Origin of the sequence: Tumebacillus algifaecis (assembly GCF_002243515.1) — a bacterium.
Classification (GTDB): Bacteria; Bacillota; Bacilli; order Tumebacillales; family Tumebacillaceae; genus Tumebacillus_A; species Tumebacillus_A algifaecis.
Window position 1 is genome coordinate 497964 of record NZ_CP022657.1, and the last position, 21849, is coordinate 519812.

18 protein-coding genes and 1 riboswitch are annotated in these 21849 nt (G+C 53.1%); of the genes, 16 read left to right on the forward strand and 2 right to left on the reverse strand.

Annotated features, from left to right (window positions below; genetic code table 11):
* Positions 1-37 precede the first annotated feature (37 nt).
* The 11 genes from rocF to glmS all read left to right on the forward strand — a co-directional run bounded on the left by rocF (position 38) and on the right by glmS (position 13076).
* The gene (rocF, locus tag CIG75_RS02475; protein ID WP_094235217.1) at positions 38-937 is read left to right on the forward strand and encodes an arginase; all 900 of its coding nucleotides are present in this window, start codon (positions 38-40) and stop codon (positions 935-937) included.
* 307 nt (positions 938-1244) lie between these two features.
* On the forward strand, positions 1245-1946 hold the full coding sequence (locus CIG75_RS02480; RefSeq protein ID WP_094235218.1) for a phosphoadenylyl-sulfate reductase: 702 nt from the start codon (positions 1245-1247) through the stop codon (positions 1944-1946).
* 84 nt (positions 1947-2030) lie between these two features.
* A complete protein-coding gene (locus CIG75_RS02485; RefSeq protein ID WP_094235219.1) occupies positions 2031-2801 on the forward strand; it encodes a sulfite exporter TauE/SafE family protein in 771 nt (256 codons plus the stop codon).
* Between the two features lie 35 nt (positions 2802-2836).
* Positions 2837-4009 carry a sulfate adenylyltransferase gene (sat, locus tag CIG75_RS02490; RefSeq protein WP_094235220.1) on the forward strand — a complete coding sequence of 391 codons (1173 nt, stop codon included), beginning with the start codon at positions 2837-2839 and terminating at the stop codon, positions 4007-4009.
* 188 nt (positions 4010-4197) lie between these two features.
* On the forward strand, positions 4198-4791 hold the full coding sequence (sigW, locus tag CIG75_RS02495) for an RNA polymerase sigma factor SigW (RefSeq protein WP_094235221.1): 594 nt from the start codon (positions 4198-4200) through the stop codon (positions 4789-4791).
* Positions 4778-5401 carry a zf-HC2 domain-containing protein gene (locus CIG75_RS02500; protein ID WP_157729345.1) on the forward strand — a complete coding sequence of 208 codons (624 nt, stop codon included), beginning with the start codon at positions 4778-4780 and terminating at the stop codon, positions 5399-5401. Before sigW ends, CIG75_RS02500 begins: the two co-directional genes overlap by 14 nt.
* Positions 5402-5702: 301 nt before the next feature.
* Entirely contained in the window at positions 5703-6947 is a 1245-nt protein-coding gene (locus tag CIG75_RS02505; RefSeq protein WP_094235223.1) for an MFS transporter, read from the forward strand.
* Positions 6948-7199: 252 nt separating this feature from the next.
* On the forward strand, positions 7200-7982 hold the full coding sequence (gene cdaA / locus CIG75_RS02510) for a diadenylate cyclase CdaA (RefSeq protein ID WP_322348599.1): 783 nt from the start codon (positions 7200-7202) through the stop codon (positions 7980-7982).
* A gap of 1 nt (position 7983) precedes the next feature.
* Positions 7984-9192, forward strand: coding sequence for a CdaR family protein (locus tag CIG75_RS02515; RefSeq protein WP_094235224.1), 1209 nt, complete (start codon positions 7984-7986; stop codon positions 9190-9192).
* 266 nt (positions 9193-9458) lie between these two features.
* Positions 9459-10811: a phosphoglucosamine mutase gene (gene glmM / locus CIG75_RS02520; RefSeq protein ID WP_094235225.1), complete on the forward strand. Its 1353-nt coding sequence runs from the start codon at positions 9459-9461 to the stop codon at positions 10809-10811.
* 432 nt (positions 10812-11243) lie between these two features.
* Positions 11244-13076 (forward strand): glutamine--fructose-6-phosphate transaminase (isomerizing), encoded by a 1833-nt coding sequence (gene glmS, locus CIG75_RS02525; RefSeq protein ID WP_094235226.1) that lies wholly within the window; start codon positions 11244-11246, stop codon positions 13074-13076.
* A 227-nt stretch (positions 13077-13303) separates the two neighbouring features.
* Here glmS and CIG75_RS02530 read toward each other — a convergent pair whose 3' ends face one another.
* Together CIG75_RS02530 and CIG75_RS02535 are read right to left on the reverse strand one after the other, a co-directional pair.
* Positions 13304-13567 (reverse strand): hypothetical protein, encoded by a 264-nt coding sequence (locus CIG75_RS02530; protein ID WP_094235227.1) that lies wholly within the window; start codon positions 13565-13567, stop codon positions 13304-13306.
* 443 nt (positions 13568-14010) lie between these two features.
* Positions 14011-15057, reverse strand: coding sequence for an SGNH/GDSL hydrolase family protein (locus CIG75_RS02535; protein WP_157729346.1), 1047 nt, complete (start codon positions 15055-15057; stop codon positions 14011-14013).
* A 110-nt stretch (positions 15058-15167) separates the two neighbouring features.
* Between CIG75_RS02535 and CIG75_RS02540 the strand changes: the two genes are divergently transcribed.
* The 5 genes from CIG75_RS02540 to CIG75_RS02560 all read left to right on the forward strand — a co-directional run bounded on the left by CIG75_RS02540 (position 15168) and on the right by CIG75_RS02560 (position 21017).
* The gene (locus CIG75_RS02540) at positions 15168-16028 is read left to right on the forward strand and encodes an AraC family transcriptional regulator (RefSeq protein WP_094235229.1); all 861 of its coding nucleotides are present in this window, start codon (positions 15168-15170) and stop codon (positions 16026-16028) included.
* A gap of 629 nt (positions 16029-16657) precedes the next feature.
* Positions 16658-16844, forward strand: a riboswitch (cobalamin riboswitch).
* A gap of 186 nt (positions 16845-17030) precedes the next feature.
* A complete protein-coding gene (locus CIG75_RS02545; RefSeq protein WP_407701278.1) occupies positions 17031-18119 on the forward strand; it encodes a FecCD family ABC transporter permease in 1089 nt (362 codons plus the stop codon).
* Positions 18116-18916, forward strand: a complete 801-nt coding sequence (locus CIG75_RS02550; protein ID WP_094235230.1) for an ABC transporter ATP-binding protein — start codon at positions 18116-18118, stop codon at positions 18914-18916. The genes CIG75_RS02545 and CIG75_RS02550 overlap by 4 nt, the downstream gene beginning before the upstream one ends.
* 6 nt (positions 18917-18922) lie before the next feature.
* Positions 18923-19990: a methyltransferase domain-containing protein gene (locus tag CIG75_RS02555; protein WP_094238308.1), complete on the forward strand. Its 1068-nt coding sequence runs from the start codon at positions 18923-18925 to the stop codon at positions 19988-19990.
* A gap of 25 nt (positions 19991-20015) precedes the next feature.
* Entirely contained in the window at positions 20016-21017 is a 1002-nt protein-coding gene (locus tag CIG75_RS02560) for an ABC transporter substrate-binding protein (protein ID WP_094235231.1), read from the forward strand.
* Positions 21018-21849: the final 832 nt, after the last annotated feature.

The window sequence follows — 21849 nt, forward strand, 5'->3', positions numbered from 1 at the left end:
GATTCACTAAGGATGATGAAAAAGGGGGACCACCTAGATGGACAAAACTGTGAGCATCATCGGCGTCCCGATGGACTTGGGACAAGGTCGTCGCGGTGTTGACATGGGGCCGTATGCGATCCGTTATGCGAACATCAAAGAGCGCATCGAGCGCCTGGGACGAACCGTAAAAGATCAAGGCAACATCAACGTCCCGACCGCGGAGACGGAAACGATTGAAAACCAAAAGCTAAAATACCTGCCAGAAGTGGCGCGCGTATCGGAAGACTTGGCGGCGAAGGTGGGCGATGTGGTCAGACAAGGTCACTTCCCGATCATCTTGGGTGGAGACCACTCGATCTCGATCGGCTCGATCGCAGGTGTGACACAGCATATCAAAAAGCTGGGCGTGATCTGGTTTGACGCGCACGGCGACATGAACACCGAAGAGACCACACCCTCGGGCAACATCCACGGCATGCCGCTGGCGACCTGCATCGGGGTTGGCAACGAACAGCTGGTCAACATCGGCGGTTTCGCTCCGAAATTGCGACCGCAAAACGTGGTCATCGTCGGTGCCCGCTCCATCGATCCAGAAGAGCGCGAACTGATCAAACAGCATGGCATCACCTGTTACACGATGCATGAGATCGACAAGCTCGGCATCGCGAAGGTGATGGAAGAGGCGATCCGCATCGCTTCCGACGGGACGGACGGCATCCATCTCTCGCTCGACCTCGACTCGATCGACCCCGACATGTGCCCTGGCGTCGGCACCCCAGTGCTCGGCGGTGTCACCTACCGCGAAGGTCACCTCGCCATGGAAATGCTGTTCCAATCGGACAAAGTGGTCTCCTGTGACCTCGTCGAAGTCAACCCGATCCTCGATGAACATAACAAAACGGCCCGCACGGCCGTCGATCTCGTCTGCTCTTTGCTTGGCGAATCGGTGATGTAAGTAAAAGTGCTTGAAAAGCGCCCGAAATGGGTGCTTTTTTTTTGTTGACGATTTGATGACGAAGTGCAGGTGAGGATTACGATTGGTTTCTACTAAATACTAAATGTCCGATCTTATAAAAAGGAATAGGTGCGTGCCTATTTATGGGAACCCTTCCATAGCGTCCTGTATATCTTGAGAACAGGATTGGAGGTAGGCATTCATCTTCCACATACTAAGGGACTGTTTTGCCACAGCCATAAGAAATTCTTATTTCAAGAATAAGCATTTTTGATACATCGAAATGGGCGGGAGGAGAGTGGAGCAGATGAGCACAAAGCCGCTTGTATTGTCTGCAGAGGAAGTTTCACGCTTGAATGAAGCGTATTTGCACAAAGAACCAGCGGAGATTTTGAAGCTGGCGTTCGACAAGGTAGAAAACATTTCGTTCGCCTGCTCGTTTGGCGCTGAAGATGTGGCGCTGGTCGATATGATCGTGAAGATCAAACCGGATGCTAAGATTTTTTACCTCGACACCGACCTGTTGTTTGCAGAAACGTATGAGGTGCGCGACCGCATCCTCGAAAAATACCGCGCCAATCTGATCAAATACTCCCCGTTGCTGACGCTTCAAGAGCAGGCTTTACAGCGCGGCGCTGACCTTTGGCAGAGTGACCCGAACGGCTGCTGTGGTATTCGCAAAGTCGAACCGCTGCAACGCGCACTCGGTGAACTGGATGCATGGATCACCGGGATTCGCCGCGAGCAGTCGCCGACCCGGGCGCAAGCGGGTGTGGTCGAGCTGGACACCAAGTTCAACCTGGTGAAGTTCAACCCGCTTGTCATGTGGACCGACCAAGAAGTTTGGCGGTACATCGTCGAAAACGAAGTGCCGTACAACAAAATGCATGACCAAGGGTATCCTTCGATCGGCTGTATCCACTGCACCCGCGAAGTCAAACCGGGTGAAGACCCGCGTGCAGGACGCTGGGCGGGCCATGCGAAGACGGAGTGCGGCCTGCACCAATAGCGCGCACCGCACGGCAAGCGATCACACATTCCCCGCCGACCGCTGACACTTTGCGGTTTTTCCTGGCGACAGGAGGTAGCGTGTATGGATTTAGAAGTATCGTTGGGCGGCTTTGTCGTCGGATTGTTGATCGGGCTGACCGGGATGGGTGGGGGGCTGGTCATGACCCCGATGATGATCTTTCTTTTTGGCGTGTCGCCAACGGTCGCTGTCGGCACCGATCTGCTCTATGCGTCGATCACAAAAATGTTCGGCGCATGGCAGCACTGGCGACAAAAGACGGTCGATTGGACGGTCGTCAAACTGCTGTCGATCGGCAGCGTGCCGGGTGCCTTGCTCGGCTCCCTGACCATCTTGTTTCTCCAGCACCATTTTGTGGACAGCGTGGAGGGCGTCGTCGGGCGGATGCTCGGGTTTACCTACCTGTTGGTCGCGGTGGTGATGGTGCTTCGCATGTTCAAGACATCGCAGCAGGCGGACAAGAGCGCCGAGCCGATCAAACCGCATCCGCGCAAGATGATCACGCTCGGACTGTTCGGCGGCTTTATCGTCGGGTTGACCTCGGTCGGCTCCGGCACCTTGTTCATGGCTTTTTTACTGCTGATCTACCCGGTCGCAGCATCGCGGCTGGTCGGCACCGATATCGTGCAGGCCGTCATGGTCACAGGCGTCGCGGGTCTGGCCCATTTTGCGATCGGCAATGTCAACCTGCCATTGGTCGGCAGTCTGTTGATTGGCTCGATACCCGGCATACTGATCGGCAGTCGCATGTCGCTAAAAGTGCCGGAGCTTGCGGTGCGCACCTGCCTGTTTTTGATGATCTGCCTGTCCGGATTTAAAATGTTGTTCAGCTGAGACGGCTCAACTCTACAACTGGGAGGTCTGCACTTGTGAATGGACTGATTGCGCCACATGGCGGAACTTTGATCGACCGCGTGCTGAAAGGGGCACAGCGCCAAGCGCAGCAAACGATCGCTGCGGACGCGAAACGAGTGGTGCTCGATGCATTTGCGCTTTCCGATTTGGAATTGATCGCAAACGGTGCGTTTTCGCCGCTGTCCGGTTTTATGGGCCAGGCGGACTATGATGCTGTCGTGGAAACGATGCGCCTGGCCGATGGCACCGTCTGGAGCTTGCCGATCACCCTCCCTGTCAGCGCCGCGCTGGCAGACAAGATCGAAATCGGCGAAACGGTAGCACTTGTCGGGGAAGATGGCGTGCTGTATGGCACGCTGGACGTGACGGAAAAATACATTCCTGACAAACAGCGCGAAGCAGAACTGGTGTATCGCACCACAGAGCAGGCACATCCGGGCGTCGCCAAGCTGTTCGCACGACCTGACGTCTACCTGGCTGGAGCGATCTGGCAGATTGAGAAACAGAATACGCAGGAGTTTGCCGAATTCCGCTTGGACCCGCAAGCGACGCGAGCCCTGTTTGCTGAAAAAGGGTGGCAGAGCGTCGTCGGCTTTCAAACGCGCAACCCGGTGCACCGCGCGCACGAATACATTCAAAAATGCGCGTTGGAGATCGTCGATGGCCTGTTCCTCAACCCGCTGGTCGGGGAGACGAAATCGGACGACATTCCAGCCGATGTGCGGATGGAGAGCTATCAGGTCTTGCTGAACCGATACTATCCAAAAGAGCGCGTCGCCCTCGGCGTCTTCTCGGCGGCGATGCGCTATGCCGGGCCGAGGGAAGCGATCTTTCACGCGATGGTGCGCAAAAACTTCGGCTGCACGCACTTTATCGTTGGCCGTGACCACGCGGGCGTCGGCGACTATTACGGCACCTACGATGCGCAAGAGATCTTCAATAACTTTACAGCAGAAGAACTCGGCATTCTGCCGCTACATTTCGAACATAGCTTTTTCTGCACCAAATGTGGCTCGATGGCTTCTACCAAAACCTGCCCGCATGGCAGCGAAGATCACCTCACCCTTTCTGGCACCAAAGTTCGCGCGAAGCTCCGCGCCGGGGAAAGCCTTCCCGTCGAGTTCACCCGCCCGGAAGTGGCTGAAGTGCTGATGCGCGGGCTACGTGAAACAGAGACGGTGCGCTAACCGATCGACCATTCCATACGTTTCCAGACCGATGACCCGTTGCGAGGGCATCGGTCTTTTTCCTTCGTGGAAGTCTATTCATAGCAGGAATTATTTTGAAGACAGGGAAATGAACAAGGACATGAAACTTTTTCGGCGGAAGTTCGTAAGTAAGGAAAAGCCGGAATTTAAGACGGCGGAGGAATGCAATGGAACTGATCGAACAACGAATCGTAAAACGGGCTCAAAAAGGCGATCGCCTCGCTTTTGCGGAACTGGTAGAGCTGTACAAAGACAAGTTGTACAATCTGGGCTACCGGATGCTCGGCAATCAGCAGGAAGCGGAGGATATCGCACAAGAGGCCTTTTTGCGAGCGTATGCGAACCTGAACAAGTACAACGCACAACACAAATTTTCGACATGGATCTACCGCATTGCTACCAACTTGTGCATCGACCGCATCCGCAAGAAAAAGGCGGACTACTCGCTCGATGCGGAAGTTGACGGTGTGGAAGGGGCCGACATGTATTCGCGACTGAAAGCGCCAGGTGATACACCGGAGCAGGAAGTCATGCGCAGAGAGGCGCGCCAAGAGGTGCAAGACGCGATCGATGCCCTTCCAGAAAACTATCGGACTGCGGTGATTCTAAAATATTTGCATGACCTGTCACTGCTGGAAATCAGCGAAATACTCGAAGTGCCGGTCTCGACGGTCAAAACGCGGATTCATCGCGGACGCGAGGCTTTGCGGACCAGTCTCCGGCCGATGCAAGAGGAGGTGCCTATTCGTGAGCTGCCATGAACATAGTGAAGAGCTGCTACATCGCTACCTCGATGAAGAAATGAGCGTAGCCGAGCGCACCGAATTTGAAGACCATCTGATCACCTGTGACCAGTGTCGGCCCAAGCTGCAAGGATTGGGAACGGCGATTCAAAGTCTGGAACGGCTCGAATGGGGCAAAGCGCCTGCCGGTTTTACCGAAGATGTGATGGCAAAGCTGGCGCATGTCGCGCCGCCACGTCGCAACTGGCGTGTTCCGATCATGAAATACAGCGGTCTCGCCGCGGCGATCCTGCTCGTATTCGGGCTTGGCGTATCGTTAGCGACGCCCAATAAATTCGCGCTGCAAGCCAATCACACCGACGGCCTGATCGTCACGGACGGCAAAGTGATCGTGCCTGAAGGCAGTGAGTATACGGGAGACCTCGTCATCCAAAACGGTGACATTGAAGTGCGGGGCAAAGTGAACGGCAACGTGACGGCGCTCAACGGCAAAGTCCACCTCTCCCGCGCCGCCGGAGCGGACATCTCCGGGGAAGTGGCCGAAGTGGATGAAGCGTTTGAGAAGATCGGGTATTACTTGAAAGAACTGTTTGCAGAGTTTGCGCAGTTTGCAGGGAACGAAAAATAAGCTTCTGCATCATCCCCTTCACCCGATTCGACGGGAAAAGGGGATATTTTTTTTAGGGAGGAAGTCTAATAGTTCAGAACGTACTTATAATTAAAAGGAAAGGTTTATTCCCTGCTCAGGGAAAAATAGTGACAGGATCGGCGCTTCTATTGTATAATTTTAAATGCATGAAGCGAAATCCTAAATAATGGTTTTACTTGTTTGAGTATTTTTTCCAGACAATTTAGCGGGTTTGGAATTATGTGACATCTGACTTCGCGGGGATACAGGGAAAAGAAACTTGAAAAGTAGGTGGGTACTTATGGCTACCAGTGTCTGGCGGACGCCGCGGTTCCTGTTCTACGCAATGGGGAGCGTAGTTAACAATCTAGGCAACCAGTTGCATTTTCTGGTCTTGCCGCTCATGGTCTACAGCATGACGCACTCCGCGTTGAATATGACGGTGATGGCAGTCTGTGAAGCATTGCCACAGGTGCTCCTATCACTGTTTGCCGGAGCGCTGGTCGATCGGTTATCCAGGCGGACTGTGATCTTTGGCGCACTGTGCTTTCAAGCGTTTTGCTGTGCGCTGATTCCGACTTTGTATGCGGCCGAACTGCTGCAAGTCTGGATGCTGTACATCCTTGGAACATGCCTGTCGATCGGACAGATCTTCCTGCGCTCGGCTGAGTTTGCGGCGGTGCCGGCGATGTTTCCTGAGCAGAAACTAGAAGCGAGTGCGGGGCTGTCGAGCTGCTTTACGGCGACGACCATCCTCGGGCCACTGCTCGCCGGAATCCTGATCGCGACATTCGAATATCCAACGCTGCTCGTGATCAATTTCTTCACATACTTCGCACCGATCCTGCTCTGCTTGTGGAGTCGAATTCCACATGAAAATCTGGGTGGGGTGCGCTCGGTCACACAGGTCTTGAACGACACGAAAAACGGGTTGCGTTTTATTTTCAACAGCCGCATTCTGATTTCGATCGCCGTGGTCATGGGGCTTTCCAATTTTGCAGACAGCGGTATATTGACAGTTGTGCTCTTCCATCTCAAACATGAGCTGGTCAAACCGGACAATTACATCTCCTTCGCGCTGATGATCAACGGCATCGGCATGTTGGTCGGCACGTTCGTGCCGCAAAAATTCAAATGGTTGGCAAAAGGCAAGATGATGTTCTTCGCGCTTTTGATCAACAACATCGGTGTTGCGATGTTCCTGCTCCCCGTGACATGGATCGCACCGATCGCTTTGTTTACAGGATCGCTCGGTGGCATGATGCTACATATCGCATACACGGTGCTGATTCAAGAATCGGTGCCCAATGAAATGCTGGGACGGGTCAACGGTGCGATGCGCACGATGATCCTGATCTCGTTCCCGCTCTCCACTTCGATGCTCGGTTCGATCACAGGCTTTCTCGGCTCTCAAGTGGCATTCATCACAGCGGTCTCTTTATCGATCATTCCGCTTTTGATCATCTTCAAAGGCCCGGTGTTTCGCTTCTCGCAGCAACAACTACAGGATGATATTGTCGGCCGCCGAGCCAATGTGGTCTCCTAGAACAGCTCCTCTCTTGAGGGGCTGTTTTTCGTTGCTTTTCACAGAGCTTCGAAGCGACGAAGAGGGGTGTGAGGGGCATTACATTTTTTTGAAATCACGAAAAGGAGATACTACCCCTCTAGCGAATGAAATACAATAGATATGCATGCAATGTTTGGCATGAGAACGGACATAGTAAGCACGAGATTGGAAAGGCAGTAGGTGGGGAAATTGCTTAATTCATTTTCACAACTGATAGGTGGATTCGGCCTATTGGATGTGCTGGACATCCTGATCGTTGCCTTTGTGCTGTATAAGATGATGTTGCTCATCCGAGGCACGCGAGCGGTGCAACTGCTCAAGGGGATCGTCGTGATCCTTTTGGCGACCGGAGTGAGCAGTGCCCTGCAGCTCAATGCGTTGAACTGGCTGTTGGATAAAATTTTGACAATCGGTCTGTTCGCGATCCCGGTCGTGTTCCAGCCTGAACTGCGCCGAGCTTTGGAGCAGTTGGGCCGGGGCAAATTTTTCTCATGGAGTTCGACCCCCGTGCTAGAAGAAGAGGACATCCCCAAGATGATCTCCGAAGTGACGAAAGCGACGCAGGTGTTGTCTAAAAACAAGATCGGCGCGCTGATCGTCATCGAGCGCGAGACTGGGCTGAGCGACTATTTTGAGTCGGGGATTCCGATCGGTGCGGTCGTGTCGTCGGAGCTTTTGATCAACATTTTCATCCCGAATACGCCGCTGCATGACGGGGCGGTGATGATTCGCGCCAACCGCGTGGGCGCAGCGTCCTGCTTCCTGCCGCTGTCCGACTCCTCGCGAATTTCCAAAGAGCTTGGCACGCGCCACCGTGCAGGGATCGGGATCACCGAGGTGTCAGACGCTTTGGTGGCGATCGTGTCGGAAGAGACGGGGACCGTGTCTGTGGCGATCCACGGGGAGATCACGCGCAACCTCGATGAACAGTCGTTCCGAGAGTTTTTGACCACCCATCTCGCGCCTCCGAAGCAAGGCGGCTTCACGCTGTTTGGCAGAAAGGCGGGGTCGTAGCATGATGGATCGTTTTTTGCGCAACAACACGGCGGTCAAGATCCTCTCGGCGGTGCTTGCCGTTGTGCTTTGGCTGATCGTGCATCAGGGCGATGACACGACGGCCAAGAGCGGGTTTACCGCCCAGCCTAAGCAGCAGTTGGAGAAAAATGTGGTGGTGCTGTACGACGAGCAAAACTATTTCCTCGTCAAAAGTCCCAAGGTCACGCTGACCTTGCGCGGCTCCTATCTCGACATCATGAACGCGGTGGCTCAAGGCGACGCGATCAAGGCGGTCGCCGATGCGTCCAAGCTCGGTGTCGGCGTGCATGAGGTGCCCGTGTATGTGCACGGTGCGCCTGCAGGCGTGTCGATCGAAAGCTCCACCGTCCAGATCGAGCTGGAAGCGGTGGAAAACCGCGAGTTCCCGGTCGTACTGCGGATGCAAGGCAAGCCAGGCGAAGGCATGGTGGCGGGGGAGGCGCTCCTTTCCCCGAAGACGGTGATCGTGACGGGCGCGAAGTCGGCGCTGAACCGCATCGATCAGGTCATCGCTCAGATCGGGCTGGAAGAGGCGAAGGAAGTGATTCAGACGACCGTGCCGCTGACGGCGATCGATAAAAAAGGCGACCCGGTCGAAGGCGTGCGTCTGAGCCGCGACCGCGTGGAAGTGAACATTCCGATCGTCAAGCCGTCCAAGTCAGTACCGCTGCGTTTGCAGTTTAAAGGCGACCTGCCGACCGGATTCGCGGTGCAGGAGGTCAAGCAGAGCGGCACCGTGACGATCTACGGAACGGCAGATGCTCTGGCGAAGATCGACTCCTATCCCGCGCCGGTGATCGATTTGACGAATCTGAACAAGTCGATGAAGCTGACCGTCACGCTCACGCCGCTCGAAGGTGTGACCAGCGTACAGCCGGAGCAGGTTGAAGTGGAAGTGGTCGTCGTGCCTGCTGTCGAGCGCACGTTTGAGAATATCGCAGTCAAAGTGAACGGGTTAAAAGAAGGGGAGAGCTATGACATCCTCGGCGGCACCGACCGCGTCGCGGTGACGGTAGAAGGTGCCAAGAACAAGTTGGACGGGCTGACGGCGCAAGACATCAATGCGTTTTTGGACCTGACCAATCAACCGGCCGGACAAAGTGAGATGCGGGTGCAGGTGACCTCACCGAACTTTGTCAAAGTGGTAACGGTAGCGCCGGCGACGATGAAGCTGGAGATCAAAAAATAACAGGTGGTAGCAGCGCCGGAGCCGATTTAGTCCCTCCGGCGTATTTTTTTCGTCATCGGTGCAACCAAACAGTAGGTTCATTCGTCCTATAAGGGAGGAAGTCGTGTACATACTGGTAGTGTAGTAGACAAATTTCAATCCAAGAGCGGCATGTTTTAACAACACATTCGATGAAAATAATGGGTATTGTGTTGTATGCGGTTCTGTGTGAAAATAAATAAATTGAGAGTGAGTACCATTTTCTCAGTGAAGGAGCTATCGATTTCGTGGCGCAATATTTTGGAACTGACGGAGTTCGCGGTGTAGCCAACCTCGAACTTACACCTGAATTGGCATATAAGCTAGGCCGTGCCGGAGCGCACGTCCTGACACAAGGATACGATAAAGAGCGCGCGAAGATCGCAGTGGGCAAAGACACGCGCATCTCGGGCGATATGTTGGAAGCGGCGCTGATCGCAGGGATCACCTCGGTCGGCGTCGATGTTGTGCGCCTTGGCATTCTGCCAACGCCTGGCGTCGCTTATCTGACCCGTTCGCTCGGCGCAGATGCGGGCGTAATGATCTCCGCTTCGCATAACCCGGTGCCCGACAACGGCATCAAATTTTTCGGCGGCGACGGTTACAAGCTGACCGACGCGCAGGAAGCTGAATTTGAACGCCTGCTCGATGCGGCGGTCGATGAACTGCCCCGTCCAACGGGTGATAAAGTAGGCCGTGTCTATGAAGAGATCGATGCTGGCCAGCTGTTTACCGCGTTTCAAAAGTCCACGATCCGCAACCGTTTTGACGGTGTGAAGGTCGTGCTGGACTGCGGAAATGGGGCAGCGTCCTACGTGGCGGCCGACGTGTTTCGCTCGTTGGGTGCAGAGGTCGTTTCGATCTTCTCCGAGCCGACAGGAACGAACATCAACGTCGGTTGCGGCTCGACTCACCCGGAAGTGGTGCGTGAAGCGGTGCTGGAACACGGGGCGGCGATCGGGCTGTCCTTCGACGGCGATGCGGACCGCCTGATCGCAGTCGATGAGCAAGGCAACATCGTGGACGGTGACTACGTGATCGCGATTCTCGCCAAAGCGCTGAAGGACCGCGGCGAGCTGGTCGGCAACACGGTGGTGGCGACGGTGATGTCGAACATCGGCTTCCTCAAGGCGATGCGCGAACAGGACATCAACGTGATCAAGACGGCGGTCGGTGACCGCTACGTGATGGAAGCGATGAAGGCGGATGGCTATGTCCTCGGCGGCGAGCAGTCCGGCCATATCATCATGTTGGAGCACAACACTACAGGTGACGGTCTCTTGACAGCCTTGCACCTCACCGATATTATGGTGGAGTCTCAACAGCGGATGAGTGAATTGCGCCAGATCATGCAAAGTTTCCCGCAGATCATGGTCAACGTGCGCGTTGCGACGAAAGAGGGCTGGAAAGAAAACGACGCGATCCAAAGCGCAATCGCCCGTGTCGAAGAAATCCTCGGCGCAGATGGCCGCGTGCTGGTTCGTCCCTCTGGCACAGAACCGCTGATCCGCGTAATGGCAGAAGGGCCGGAAGAAGAGTCCTTGCGCCGTTACGTCAACGAAATTGCAGATGTTGTGCGCCAAGAACAAGGCGAGAAATAGAAAGGGCCGGGTGTGTACCCTTTTGCGGTATACACCCATCCACCCTTTTGACAGCACTTGCATATATTCTTTGTAGGAGGTGAGGCGTGGCAGAATCGAGAGTGTCAGGCAGTAGGAAATGCAGTAGGTAAGACTTTGCAAGATCATATTGACCAAGCGCCTGAACTGGACGCACGGACGGAAACAGCGAGCCAGTTGACGAGGTGGAGGAGTATCGAACATCGGCGGATGCCTCCCGGTGTATAGCCGCACCGAAAGAGCGTTTTCGAAATCCGACAGGTGACTGACGGGACAAGGAACGTTTTGGCTACTAACGTGATTTTTACAAAAAAGGACAAACTGTTTTTGGGTGCTTATGAATCGTTTTCATAAGCTTGGTTTTCTATACGCTCAAACGGTGAACGTCCGGACAACTGAGGAGGATTTTTATTCATGTGCGGAATCGTAGGATATATCGGAAGCAAGCAAGCGCAAGACGTACTGTTGCACGGACTTTCTAAATTGGAGTACCGCGGGTACGACTCTGCAGGTATTGCCATCTTTGAAAATGGCGGCGTGTCCTTGAAAAAATCGGTGGGCCGACTGGCCAACCTCGCAGAACTGGTCGATGGTCCGGACCGCATCACAGGTTCCCAAGGCATCGGTCACACCCGTTGGGCGACACATGGCCGTCCGTCGGATGAGAATGCGCATCCGCATCAGGATGGCACGGGCAACTTTACGATCGTACACAACGGCATCATCGAGAACTACATGCAGCTGCGCGAGGAACTGACTGCAAAAGGTCATACCTTTTTGTCAGAAACCGACTCGGAAGTGGTGGCACACCTGCTCGACGACATGTGGACAGGCAACTTTTTTGACACGGTGATCGCTGTGTCCCAACGCATCCACGGTGCGTATGCGCTGGGAATCATGACCAAGCATGAGCCGGGCAAGCTGATCGCAGTGCGCAAACAGTCTCCGTTGATCATCGGTCTTGGCGAAGGCGAGAACTTCATCGCGTCCGACATTCCGGCGATTCTGGAGTATACCCGCAACGTCTACATTTTGGACGATGGCGAGATCGCGGTACTGACCGCAGATCGCGTAGAAACGTTCGACCTCGTGGGGAACCCGACGACCAAAGAAGTGTACGAAGTCACCTGGTCGGCGAGCGCTGCTGAAAAAGGCGGCTACGAGCATTTCATGCTCAAAGAGATCCACGAGCAACCGCGTGCGATCCGCGATACGCTGACAGGACGCATTTCTGAAGACGGGCAAAACGTGGTGTTCGATGAGATCAACTGGCCAGCAGGCTTTGCAGAGAAGATCGACCGCGTCCACATCGTCGCATGCGGTACTTCCTGGCATGCTGGGATGGTCGGCAAGCAGGCGATCGAGCGTCTGACCCGCATTCCGGTTGACTGCGAAGTGGCGTCCGAGTACCGCTATCGTGATCCGATCGTGACCGAAAATACGCTGATCATCGTGATCACGCAGTCCGGTGAGACGGCAGATACGATGGCTGCGCTCCGTGAAGCGAAACTGCAAGGTTCGCGCGTGTTGGCGATCACGAACGTCGTCGGTTCGTCGGCTGCTCGTGAAGCGGACGACGTGATCTTCACATGGGCGGGCCCGGAGATTTCGGTGGCCTCGACCAAAGCGTACACCACTCAACTGGTGTCCTTGTACCTGTTTGCAGGCTGGTTGGCACAAGAGCGCAAGACTCCGTTCGTCTCGGAGATCCCGTCCATCTTGAGCGGTCTGCAACAGTTGCCGGAACTGGCCGCCATGGCGCTGCAAACGGAATCGGAGATCGAATCGTTCGCTAAGAACTTGGCAGATAAAGAAAATGCGTTCTTCATCGGCCGCGGGCTGGACTATGCGGTATCGCTGGAAGGGTCGCTGAAGCTGAAAGAGATCTCCTACATGCACGTCGAGGCGTATGCGGCAGGCGAGCTGAAGCACGGGACGCTGGCGCTGATCGTGGAAGACATCCCGGTGATCGCTGTGGTGACGCAAGAGAGCCTGTATGAGAAGACCCTGTCGAACATCAAAGAGGTGAAAGCACGCGACGCCTTCGTACTGGCTGTGGCGTTCGAGGGCGACGAGGAGATTCAGAAGTCGGTCGATCAAGTGATCACCATCCCGCGCGTCGACCCGTTCCTGGCTCCGGTGATCGCGGTGATCCCGCTGCAGCTGCTGTCGTATTATGCATCGGTAGTGCGTGGGAATGACGTGGATAACCCGAGGAATCTGGCGAAATCGGTGACGGTGGAGTAGGTTTTTGGTGTTGGTGTTGGGTGGAGGAGTAGAGTTGTAGAGTTGTAGAGTGACAAAAAAGTTCTTTCATTTAGGCTGTGTACCGTGAGTCAATCACGGTACACAGCCTTTTTATTTTGGAGAGGAGGTTGGGGGGAGCGATCGCAAGGTTGGATTGAGGATAAAACCGACTCGTGCAAAAAAAGCAGGCAGGTGGCACATCACTCAAAATTCCGTCTATTCATTCCTTACTTCGGAACCGTAAACAAGTCATAACCGACAATCCCCGCTCCGATCAGGACAAAGAGGCCAAATACCGTCCAGAACACCTTGCGGGAAGCTGTGTGATAAAGCACAATTAGCATCAAATAAGCAATCAAGAGTGGAATCCCAATCATCAAGTACAGCCAGAGGAGCATTACCATCTCATCTCTCAGGGTAATCCCCAAGAACATTGCGAAGGCTGCATAGACCGCGGAGATTATTGACCATATGATCAGAGAATGTTTCATCTTTTCCTCCTATTAAAAGGATGGGAGGCAACCGTGAAGTTGCCTCCATTCAATCATATATGTTTCGAGCTATACAGATTAGTATTTCTGCTCATAGTCGTACGCTCCCTGCATCGAGCTGACTGCATAAGAGACCAAGTTCGGGTATTTACGCATCTGGCTGTGCTGCCCATAGACTTCATCCTATCGCTTCCGAGAAAGCCAGCGCCGTTTGAACATCTTCGAATAGCCCCCGTTTTTTGCACCAAGTGGTCAACTTTCAGTTAGCAACCTGGTCAAGTTTTGTATTGTCGAATGCAAATGGTGGAATACGGGTATCTGACTCTATTTTTAAAAAACTTTTTGTCATTCTACAGTTGTTGATCGCACAATAAACGGAACCTCAAGAACGAGATTCCGTTTTCTGTTGCTCGGGATTGTTGTGGGGAGCAGACATGTGACATTTACTTTTTGATCACCTCGGACATCACTTTCGCATACTCTTCGGCCAAGAATCGGTAGCCCGAGTCATTCGGGTGAACGCCGTCATTCGAGAGATATTGATTGTAATTGCCTTCACTCCATTTGCCTGCCAGATCGATGAATGTGCAATTCGAGACGCTGGCACAGGCGTTTTTGATCGCGACATTGTAGGTGAGTTCCGATTCTTCAGACAAGGACGGCACGGAGATCATTCCGCTGGCGAAAACAGAAGTTGCGGGCAGGGCGTCTTGGATCGTTTTCAAAAACGTGACGTAATCTGCCTCGAATCGTTCGGGAGTCATCCCTCGAGCGTTATAACCGTAGACGGAAAGCACATAGTCGGGCTTGAGCTGGATGATATCTGTTTGTACCCGCTCTAATCCGCTGTTCTTGGCGCTGGCCGGGACGGGAACGTCGACATCCGTTCGGCCGATGCCTTGGTTGATACTTTCCATACCGAGGATGTCACCCAAGACCGGTGTGATCGAGGTCAATCCCCGATTGCTGGAGCCAGTGCCGTCGATGTAGCTGTGGCCGATGACGACCAGCTTCTTTTGGTTGTGCTCCGGTTTTCTGACATTGGCGTCCGGGCTGATGTAGAGCCCGTCGATCTCACTGTGGTCGGAGAAGACAACTTCGATTTTGTGCCAGCCGGTGCTACCGCTGTAGATCGGGATTTCCTTCATCTTTGCGCTCATCAATTGTTCGACTGCCAGCTTGCCGTCGACAAAGATGGTGACTTTGCCTCCGATGGGGCGCTGTCTGAGGATGGCATAGGGACTGTCCGTTTCGATGGAGGCGCGTCTGCCGAACTGCGGGCGATCGGTGCTGTTCATCCAGCCTTTCATCACGTCGCCCCATTCCGGCTCGTTGACTTTTTTCCAAGGGCCATGCGTATAGAGCCACTCCGGGCTGGTCGGTGCGATCAGCTGTTTCTCATCTGCTGCAGGCGGGGAGCTGGTTTGACACCCGGTAAGGAGGGCGGCAACCATGCAGATGATTCCGACTGAGTACAGCCATTTTTTCATCTCCATCACCTCTCGTGTGTGATTCTTATGTGATCACAGTGTAACAACGGGGGCGGAAACGATCCTGTCTTTTCATGCTTTGTTGTAAAATGGGAGTGAGGTGATGCGGTTTGGATTGGCAGAAACGGTTAGAGGAAGCGCTGGAGTTTATCGAAAGCAATCTGGAAACATCGCTGCCTGTGGAGACCATTGCGAAGGCTGTGTATTCGTCACCCTTTCATTTTCAGCGAATGTTTCATATGTGGTCGGGGATCACGCTGGGCGAATATGTGCGGAAGCGCAAGTTGACATTAGCCGCCCAAGAGTTGGCCGTATCCTCGGCAAAAGTGGTCGATGTCGCGCTTAAATATGGCTATGATCCCCCTGAGTCATTCTGTAAAGCGTTCCGAAAGCTCCACGGTGTCTCCCCGTCGGCCGCCCGGAAACCGGGCGTGTCGATCAAAGCCTTCCCCCGCGTTTCGTTCGAACCGCACGCGCTGGGCGACGCGGAAGTGGATTATCGCATTGTGGAAAAAGAAGCGTTCACCGTCGTCGGGAAGTCGGCAGAGCTCGTTTGCGGTCAAGATGGCCGTACCCGACAGTGGTTTTGGGGGGAAAGCCGGAAGGACGGCACGCTTGACAAGCTGAGCTCGCTCTCTACGGAGACGCCTTTGCTTGGCCTAACCATGAGTTTTGAGGAAGAATTCACATACATGATCGCAAGGGAAGCAGACGCCGCTTCTTTAGATTTGGCACAGGGATGGTCCGTCCAAACGATTCCGGCTGCCACTTGGGCGATCTTCCCTTGTTCGGGGCCGCTGCCGGGGGCGATGCAGAGCGGATTGCGCAAAATTTACAAGGTGTGGTTTCCGGCGACCGAATTTGAGCATGCAGGTTTGCCGGAGATTGAAGTGTATTTGCCGGGAGATGCCCAGGCGGAAGCGTATCGCTGCGAGGCTTGGATTCCGATTCTGAAAAAAACGAACATCTAAAAAGCCAACTTCCTCCGCAGGGGGAGTTGGCTGGGCATAGATGGCGTGCACGTGAGTTCGGAGATGAAAAACGGAGTCGCAGAAGGTGCTGGATCGGCTGGCCGAAGAGCTGCCGGAAGCTTACGGCGGGCTGCACCAAAAGTGAAAGGACATTTTTGTCACTCTACAGTAACAAAAAGTTCATTCTGACTGTGTCCCGTGAGATAAGCACGGCACACAGTCTTTTTTAGAAGGAGAGAGGCATTCGAAATGGCCGTTATACTCGCCCCGTTTGAAGTCTGAAACTATCAAGAACTGAGGTTTGTCCAGATTGGAAACGACGCTTCCACCTGTTCATGAGCCTCCCAGTCTGTATGCTATTATATGGAAGCAAAAACTCCGACTATCTGACTCACACCAGCGATGATCGCAAAAGGTATATCAAAAGGGGATGTGCGGTATTCGGGAGTTACGATCATGATAAAGGTCTTACCTCCCGTAACCAAGGTAATTCTGCGAATCTGGTCGCCTGATTTTCCAAAAATTGCACCCCTCCGACTCCCCGATGCGTTTCAGGCGTCCAACGTCCCTTACACAAATGAAGACTACAGATTGCCATAGCATGGCATCTTCTTTATACTGAATAGTAATTTGATAGGACGCAACTAGGTGCCCTTTTGATAAAGGGATAATAGGGAATCGGGTGAAAATCCCGAGCGGTCCCGCCACTGTAACCGAGGAGTTCTCTTTCACGCATGCCACTCGATAAGTATCGGGGAAGACGAAAGAGCGCATTGATCCGGAAGCCAGGAGACCTGCCTAGCTTGCCGCACCAGATAAACCTTCGAGGAGAGGAGAGGTGTACGAATAAGGAAGCGGCCTGGTTTTCTTTCTTTGCGTCGTTTTTTTGATTGTACGCGTAGCCCCATCTGCCAAGGTGGGGCTTTTTGTGCTGTCAGGCATCGTGTTTTCTGGGGCCTGCACCAGCAGACATTGAGGAAAGGGAGTTGCAAATTGAACTCGATTCAATCCATTGGACAAGCAAAACCGACTCGATTCGTAGGTGGGCTTTCGTGGAGAAACCTGCTTTTGCTGCTGATCGTTTTGTGTTTGGTGTCGATCACGATGGCAGTCATGCTCGGTCCAGTCAAAATCGCGCCCCTTACCGTATGGAAAGTGGCCATGTCCCATCTTCCTTTTTGGGGACCATCCATTGTGCCGGATTGGAGCAAGGCGCAAGAGCACATCATCTGGGAGATCCGGTTTCCCCGTGTGATTCTGGCGGCTGTAGCCGGCGCCGGACTTGCCTTGGCAGGGGCGGTGATCCAGGCACTGCTGCGCAACTCGCTTGCAGACCCGTACATTCTGGGCGTCTCGTCCGGTTCATCCGTAATGGCTGTCATGGTTATCATTTTCGGAGCATTGCCGATGTTCGGACAGTATGCGCTAAGCATCGCGGCTTTCCTAGGGGCACTTGTTTCGATGATCGTCGTCTATATGCTGGCAAACGTCTCAGGAATCATCACCACTTCACGCCTGCTGTTGTCAGGAATCGCGATCTCCATGGTGCTATCTTCCATCACCAGTTTTATCGTGATGATGGCACCGAGGGAGCAGGGAATTCGCGATGCCATGTTCTGGATGATGGGGAGCTTTTCCGGTGCCAAATGGGAATATGTGATCATTCCCGGTTGTGCGGTGTTCGTCGGATTCATTTTTTTACTGTTTCAATATCGCGGCCTCAACGCGCTGTTGATGGGGGAGGAAGCAGCGAAAACACTTGGGATCAACACCAATTCGTTGCGAAAAGTACTTCTCATCGTCGCCTCGCTTCTTACCGGGGTGATTGTGGCGGTATGTGGTTCGATTGGGTTTATTGGACTGATGATTCCGCATATCGCGCGTTTTCTGGTTGGCTCTGATCATCGGAGGGTCCTTCCGGTCAGTGTATTGCTCGGAGTCTTGCTGGCGATCTGGGGAGATGTTTTGGCCCGTTTGGTACTGGCGCCGGAAGAAGTGCCGATCGGAGTGGTGACGTCGATTTGCGGCGGTCCGTTCTTTATTTGGCTTCTGCGGCGCAACTCCTATACGTTTGGCGGTGGAAACCGATGAGTGTAAAAGCAGAGAACGTCTCTTTCCGTATTGGGCAATCCTCGATCATTCGAGATATCACCTTACAGGTATCCGACAAAAAATTCGTCGGATTGATTGGACCAAACGGCTGTGGGAAATCGACACTGCTCAAAATGATCTACCGCGTTTTGAGACCGGATACAGGCACCGTCTATTTGGATAACGAGGAATTGTATCGGATGCCCGCGCGCTCCGTTTTTCAGCGGATGGCAGTGGTCAGTCAGGAATCAACTCACAACTTTGATTTTTCGGTTCAAGAAATCGTGATGATGGGACGCACTCCCCATAAGGGGATGTTTCAATCGGATACGGTTGAGGATCTGGACATCGTGGAACAGGCCTTGTCGCGTGTGGACATGACCGAGTACGCCAAGCGGAGTTTTATGAGCTTGTCCGGCGGAGAAAAACAGCGTGTGTTGATCGCGAGGGCCCTTGCCCAGCAGGCGGAGATCATTGTTCTGGATGAGCCAACCAATCACTTGGACATTCGTCATCAACTGCAACTGATGGATCTGGTCAAAACTCTCGATATAACCGTACTGGCAGCGCTGCATGATTTGAACCTCGCTTCCGTCTATTGTGACGAGCTGTATGTCGTGCGTGATGGCAGTATCGTTGTGTCCGGACCGCCGGAGGATGTGATGACACCCGAATTGTTGCGGGAGATTTTTGGTGTAGAAGCTGAGGTCACCATCCATCACGTCACGGGGAAACCACACATTACCTTTTTGCCGAATCTTTCTCTTCGGCTTGCAACGGCACAAAGAGAGGAGTAAATGGCGATGGCGTTTTGGAAATGCGGTTTTTGCAGCTTCATGTATGACGAATGGTATGGTGACAGCCGAAACGGCATTCCCGCAGGCACTCCACTTTCGGAGCTGGCAGGCGGTCTCTGTTCGCGATGCGGCATGCAAGGAGGGCGGCATGAGCGGCAAGCCAGCCTGCTTTACACCGGAATGGAGGCTGAGTATTACGACCAGTTTGTCGGCAAAGCGGGGATTGCGTTTTACCGAGATTGGATTCAGGAATGGGATACGACACCGACTGTGCTAGAACTAGGCGTGGGCACCGCAAGAATTGCCGCCGAGATCGCGCAGACTGGCGCGACCGTATGCGGAGTGGATTGGAGCCCGGACATGCTGAAGGTGGCGGCAACGAAGCGGGATCGACTCTTCAAAGATAATCCAGAGCGTTTGGAATTGATCGAAGCAGACGCGATGCATTTCGATACCGAACCGAACTTCTCCCACATCATCTGCCCGGATGGGTTTTTGCAACATTACACGATGCTGGATGAGCATGTGGCGCTACTGCAACAGATGCGTCGAAATTTGCGAAAAGGAGGATGGGTCGCCATCGATCTGCTCATTCCTCCTGCAGGAGCGGAGTGGAACACATCACGCCGCAAGCGCTTACCGAATGGAAAAATCGTCTATCAGCAAGTTTCCGGATCGACTTCCTTGGCTCAACAACTGTTTCATTGTTCCGTTACCTATGAATCATTCGTAGAGGGAAGGGAACAGGTCCGCTATCGTGCCGAACGGGAGTATGCACTGATGACTCCTAAAGAATTGGGCCTGCTGCTCGCGGCGGAAGGGTTTGCAGTGACAGCTACGTATGAAAAGTATGGTTGTTCCCAACCATGGGCTACCGCGTTGCTTCCGGAGGCTCAGCCGCTTCCAATCGACCTCGGATTGGAAGAAACGCTGGAAGGGGTGCTGGGAACGCGGAAAGTCAAGCAATATCGGGAGGATGTTTGGATGAACGGCGGATACCCGTTCGACACCGGTAGGGATCAACCGTCTGCCGATCGCGGATCACGATTCACCTTGCTTGCAAAGGTGCGTTAATTGGAGAATTGGAGGAATATCACACATGAAATGGAATAAAAAATCGTTCCTTGTATCAACGCTTTCGATCATCTTCGCGTTCACGCTTACTGCTTGCGGCAATACTGACAACAGTCAAACAGGTTCAGAAGTACAACAGGCTCCGCAGGGGCAGCTCGAGCCCATTACGCTTACCAATATGGGAAACACTCTCACTTTTGCAGATGTGCCGAAGAAGGCGGTCTCCCTGAACCAACATGCTACTGAAATCATGCTCGCGTTGGGTCTGCAAGAATCGATGGTTGGCACTGCATATTTAGATGATCAAATCGAACCGGAATTTCAGGATGCTTATTCCAAAATCCCTGTCTTGTCCAAGGAATACCCATCCAAAGAAGCATTCTTTGCGGTCGAACCTGATTTTGCTTATGCAGGCTGGAAAAGTGCCTTTACCGAACAGTCTTTAGGGACGGTGAAAGATCTAAACGAAGCGGGGATTAAAACGTATATCCAGGAATCGTCAAACATGACAGAACCCACTTTGGAGGATGTGTACAAAGACATCCAAAATATCGGCCGCATCTTTCGTGTGGAGCCACGGGCAAATGAGCTGATTGGAAAAATGAAACAAGAGATCGAACAAACCAAACAACAAATCGGAGACGTGAAAAATCCACTGAAAATATTTGTGTATGACAGTGGAGAAGATAAAGCGTTTACAGCGGCCAATAACTACATGACGCATTTGATCGAGATCGCGGGCGGAAAAAACATTTTTGACGACATTAAAAAGAGTTGGGCGGAAGTCAGTTGGGAAGAGGTCGTTCACCGCGACCCGGATGTGATCGTGATTGTTGATTATGGCGAGCAGTCTGCCGATCAAAAACAAAAACTGCTACTTTCCAAAAAAGAACTGGCGGACATCCCGGCTATCAAAAACAAGCGGTTCATCGTGCTTCCGCTTTCAGCAGCTGCAGAGGGCATTCGTGCTCCGCATGCATTACAAATTTTGGCCAAAGGAATGTATCCTGATCGAATCAAAGAGTAACTGAAAAAGAAGCCGTTTACCTAAGGGGCTGGTTGGGTGAACGGCGCTATCCTCGAAGGGATTCGTACGAGAGATGTCATGCAGAATTCCGATTCTCCATTGAATTGAGGATTATGTACAAGACACCCTGGCGTTCTTTTCCTACGAATATAAGGCGCTTGAATGAGCGAAACGGTTGGCAGGTTAGATAGTTGAAGGGAAGTGTTGAAAAGAGTCGGTCCGTGAGGATCGGCTCTTTTTGGGATGGTGGCGTTGTTTGACAAAATGACCACTAGAATGTGCCGATGAGAAAATTCAAATCTCTAAAGGCGTGCAGAGGTCAAAGGGAGCGCTAACTATAAACCTTGGCTCACCATCCATGACGATCCGTCTAGTGGGTTGAGTATACGCCTAAAGGGAAATAAGAGCGGACGTATACACCATGCTCTTTCCGATTTGGAGCGGAACGACCTCTATTTGCTTGACTGGGGCAATCATGTGATTGATATACGCGAGCAATATTCATTGGATCGAGAGCTGACCATTCATATTGCTGAAGAACTTGGTTTCGCCACCCGATGGACAATGCTACGCAGACACCGATTGTTAGGACGACGGACTTTTTTGTAACAGTTCGGCGTGATAAAGAAGTTAAGTACATAGCCAGAACTGTCAAACGTAGTGAGGAGTTCGAACAGAAATGTCTCATCGAATAACTTGAAATCGAACGCGAGTATCGGACACAGAAATATGTCCATTGGCAGATCGTGACCGAGAAAGAAGTTCCACATCTTATGATATGGCCCCGCCAGTTGCAGGAGGGACCATATTTTGTTCGTGAAGCAAATATGGC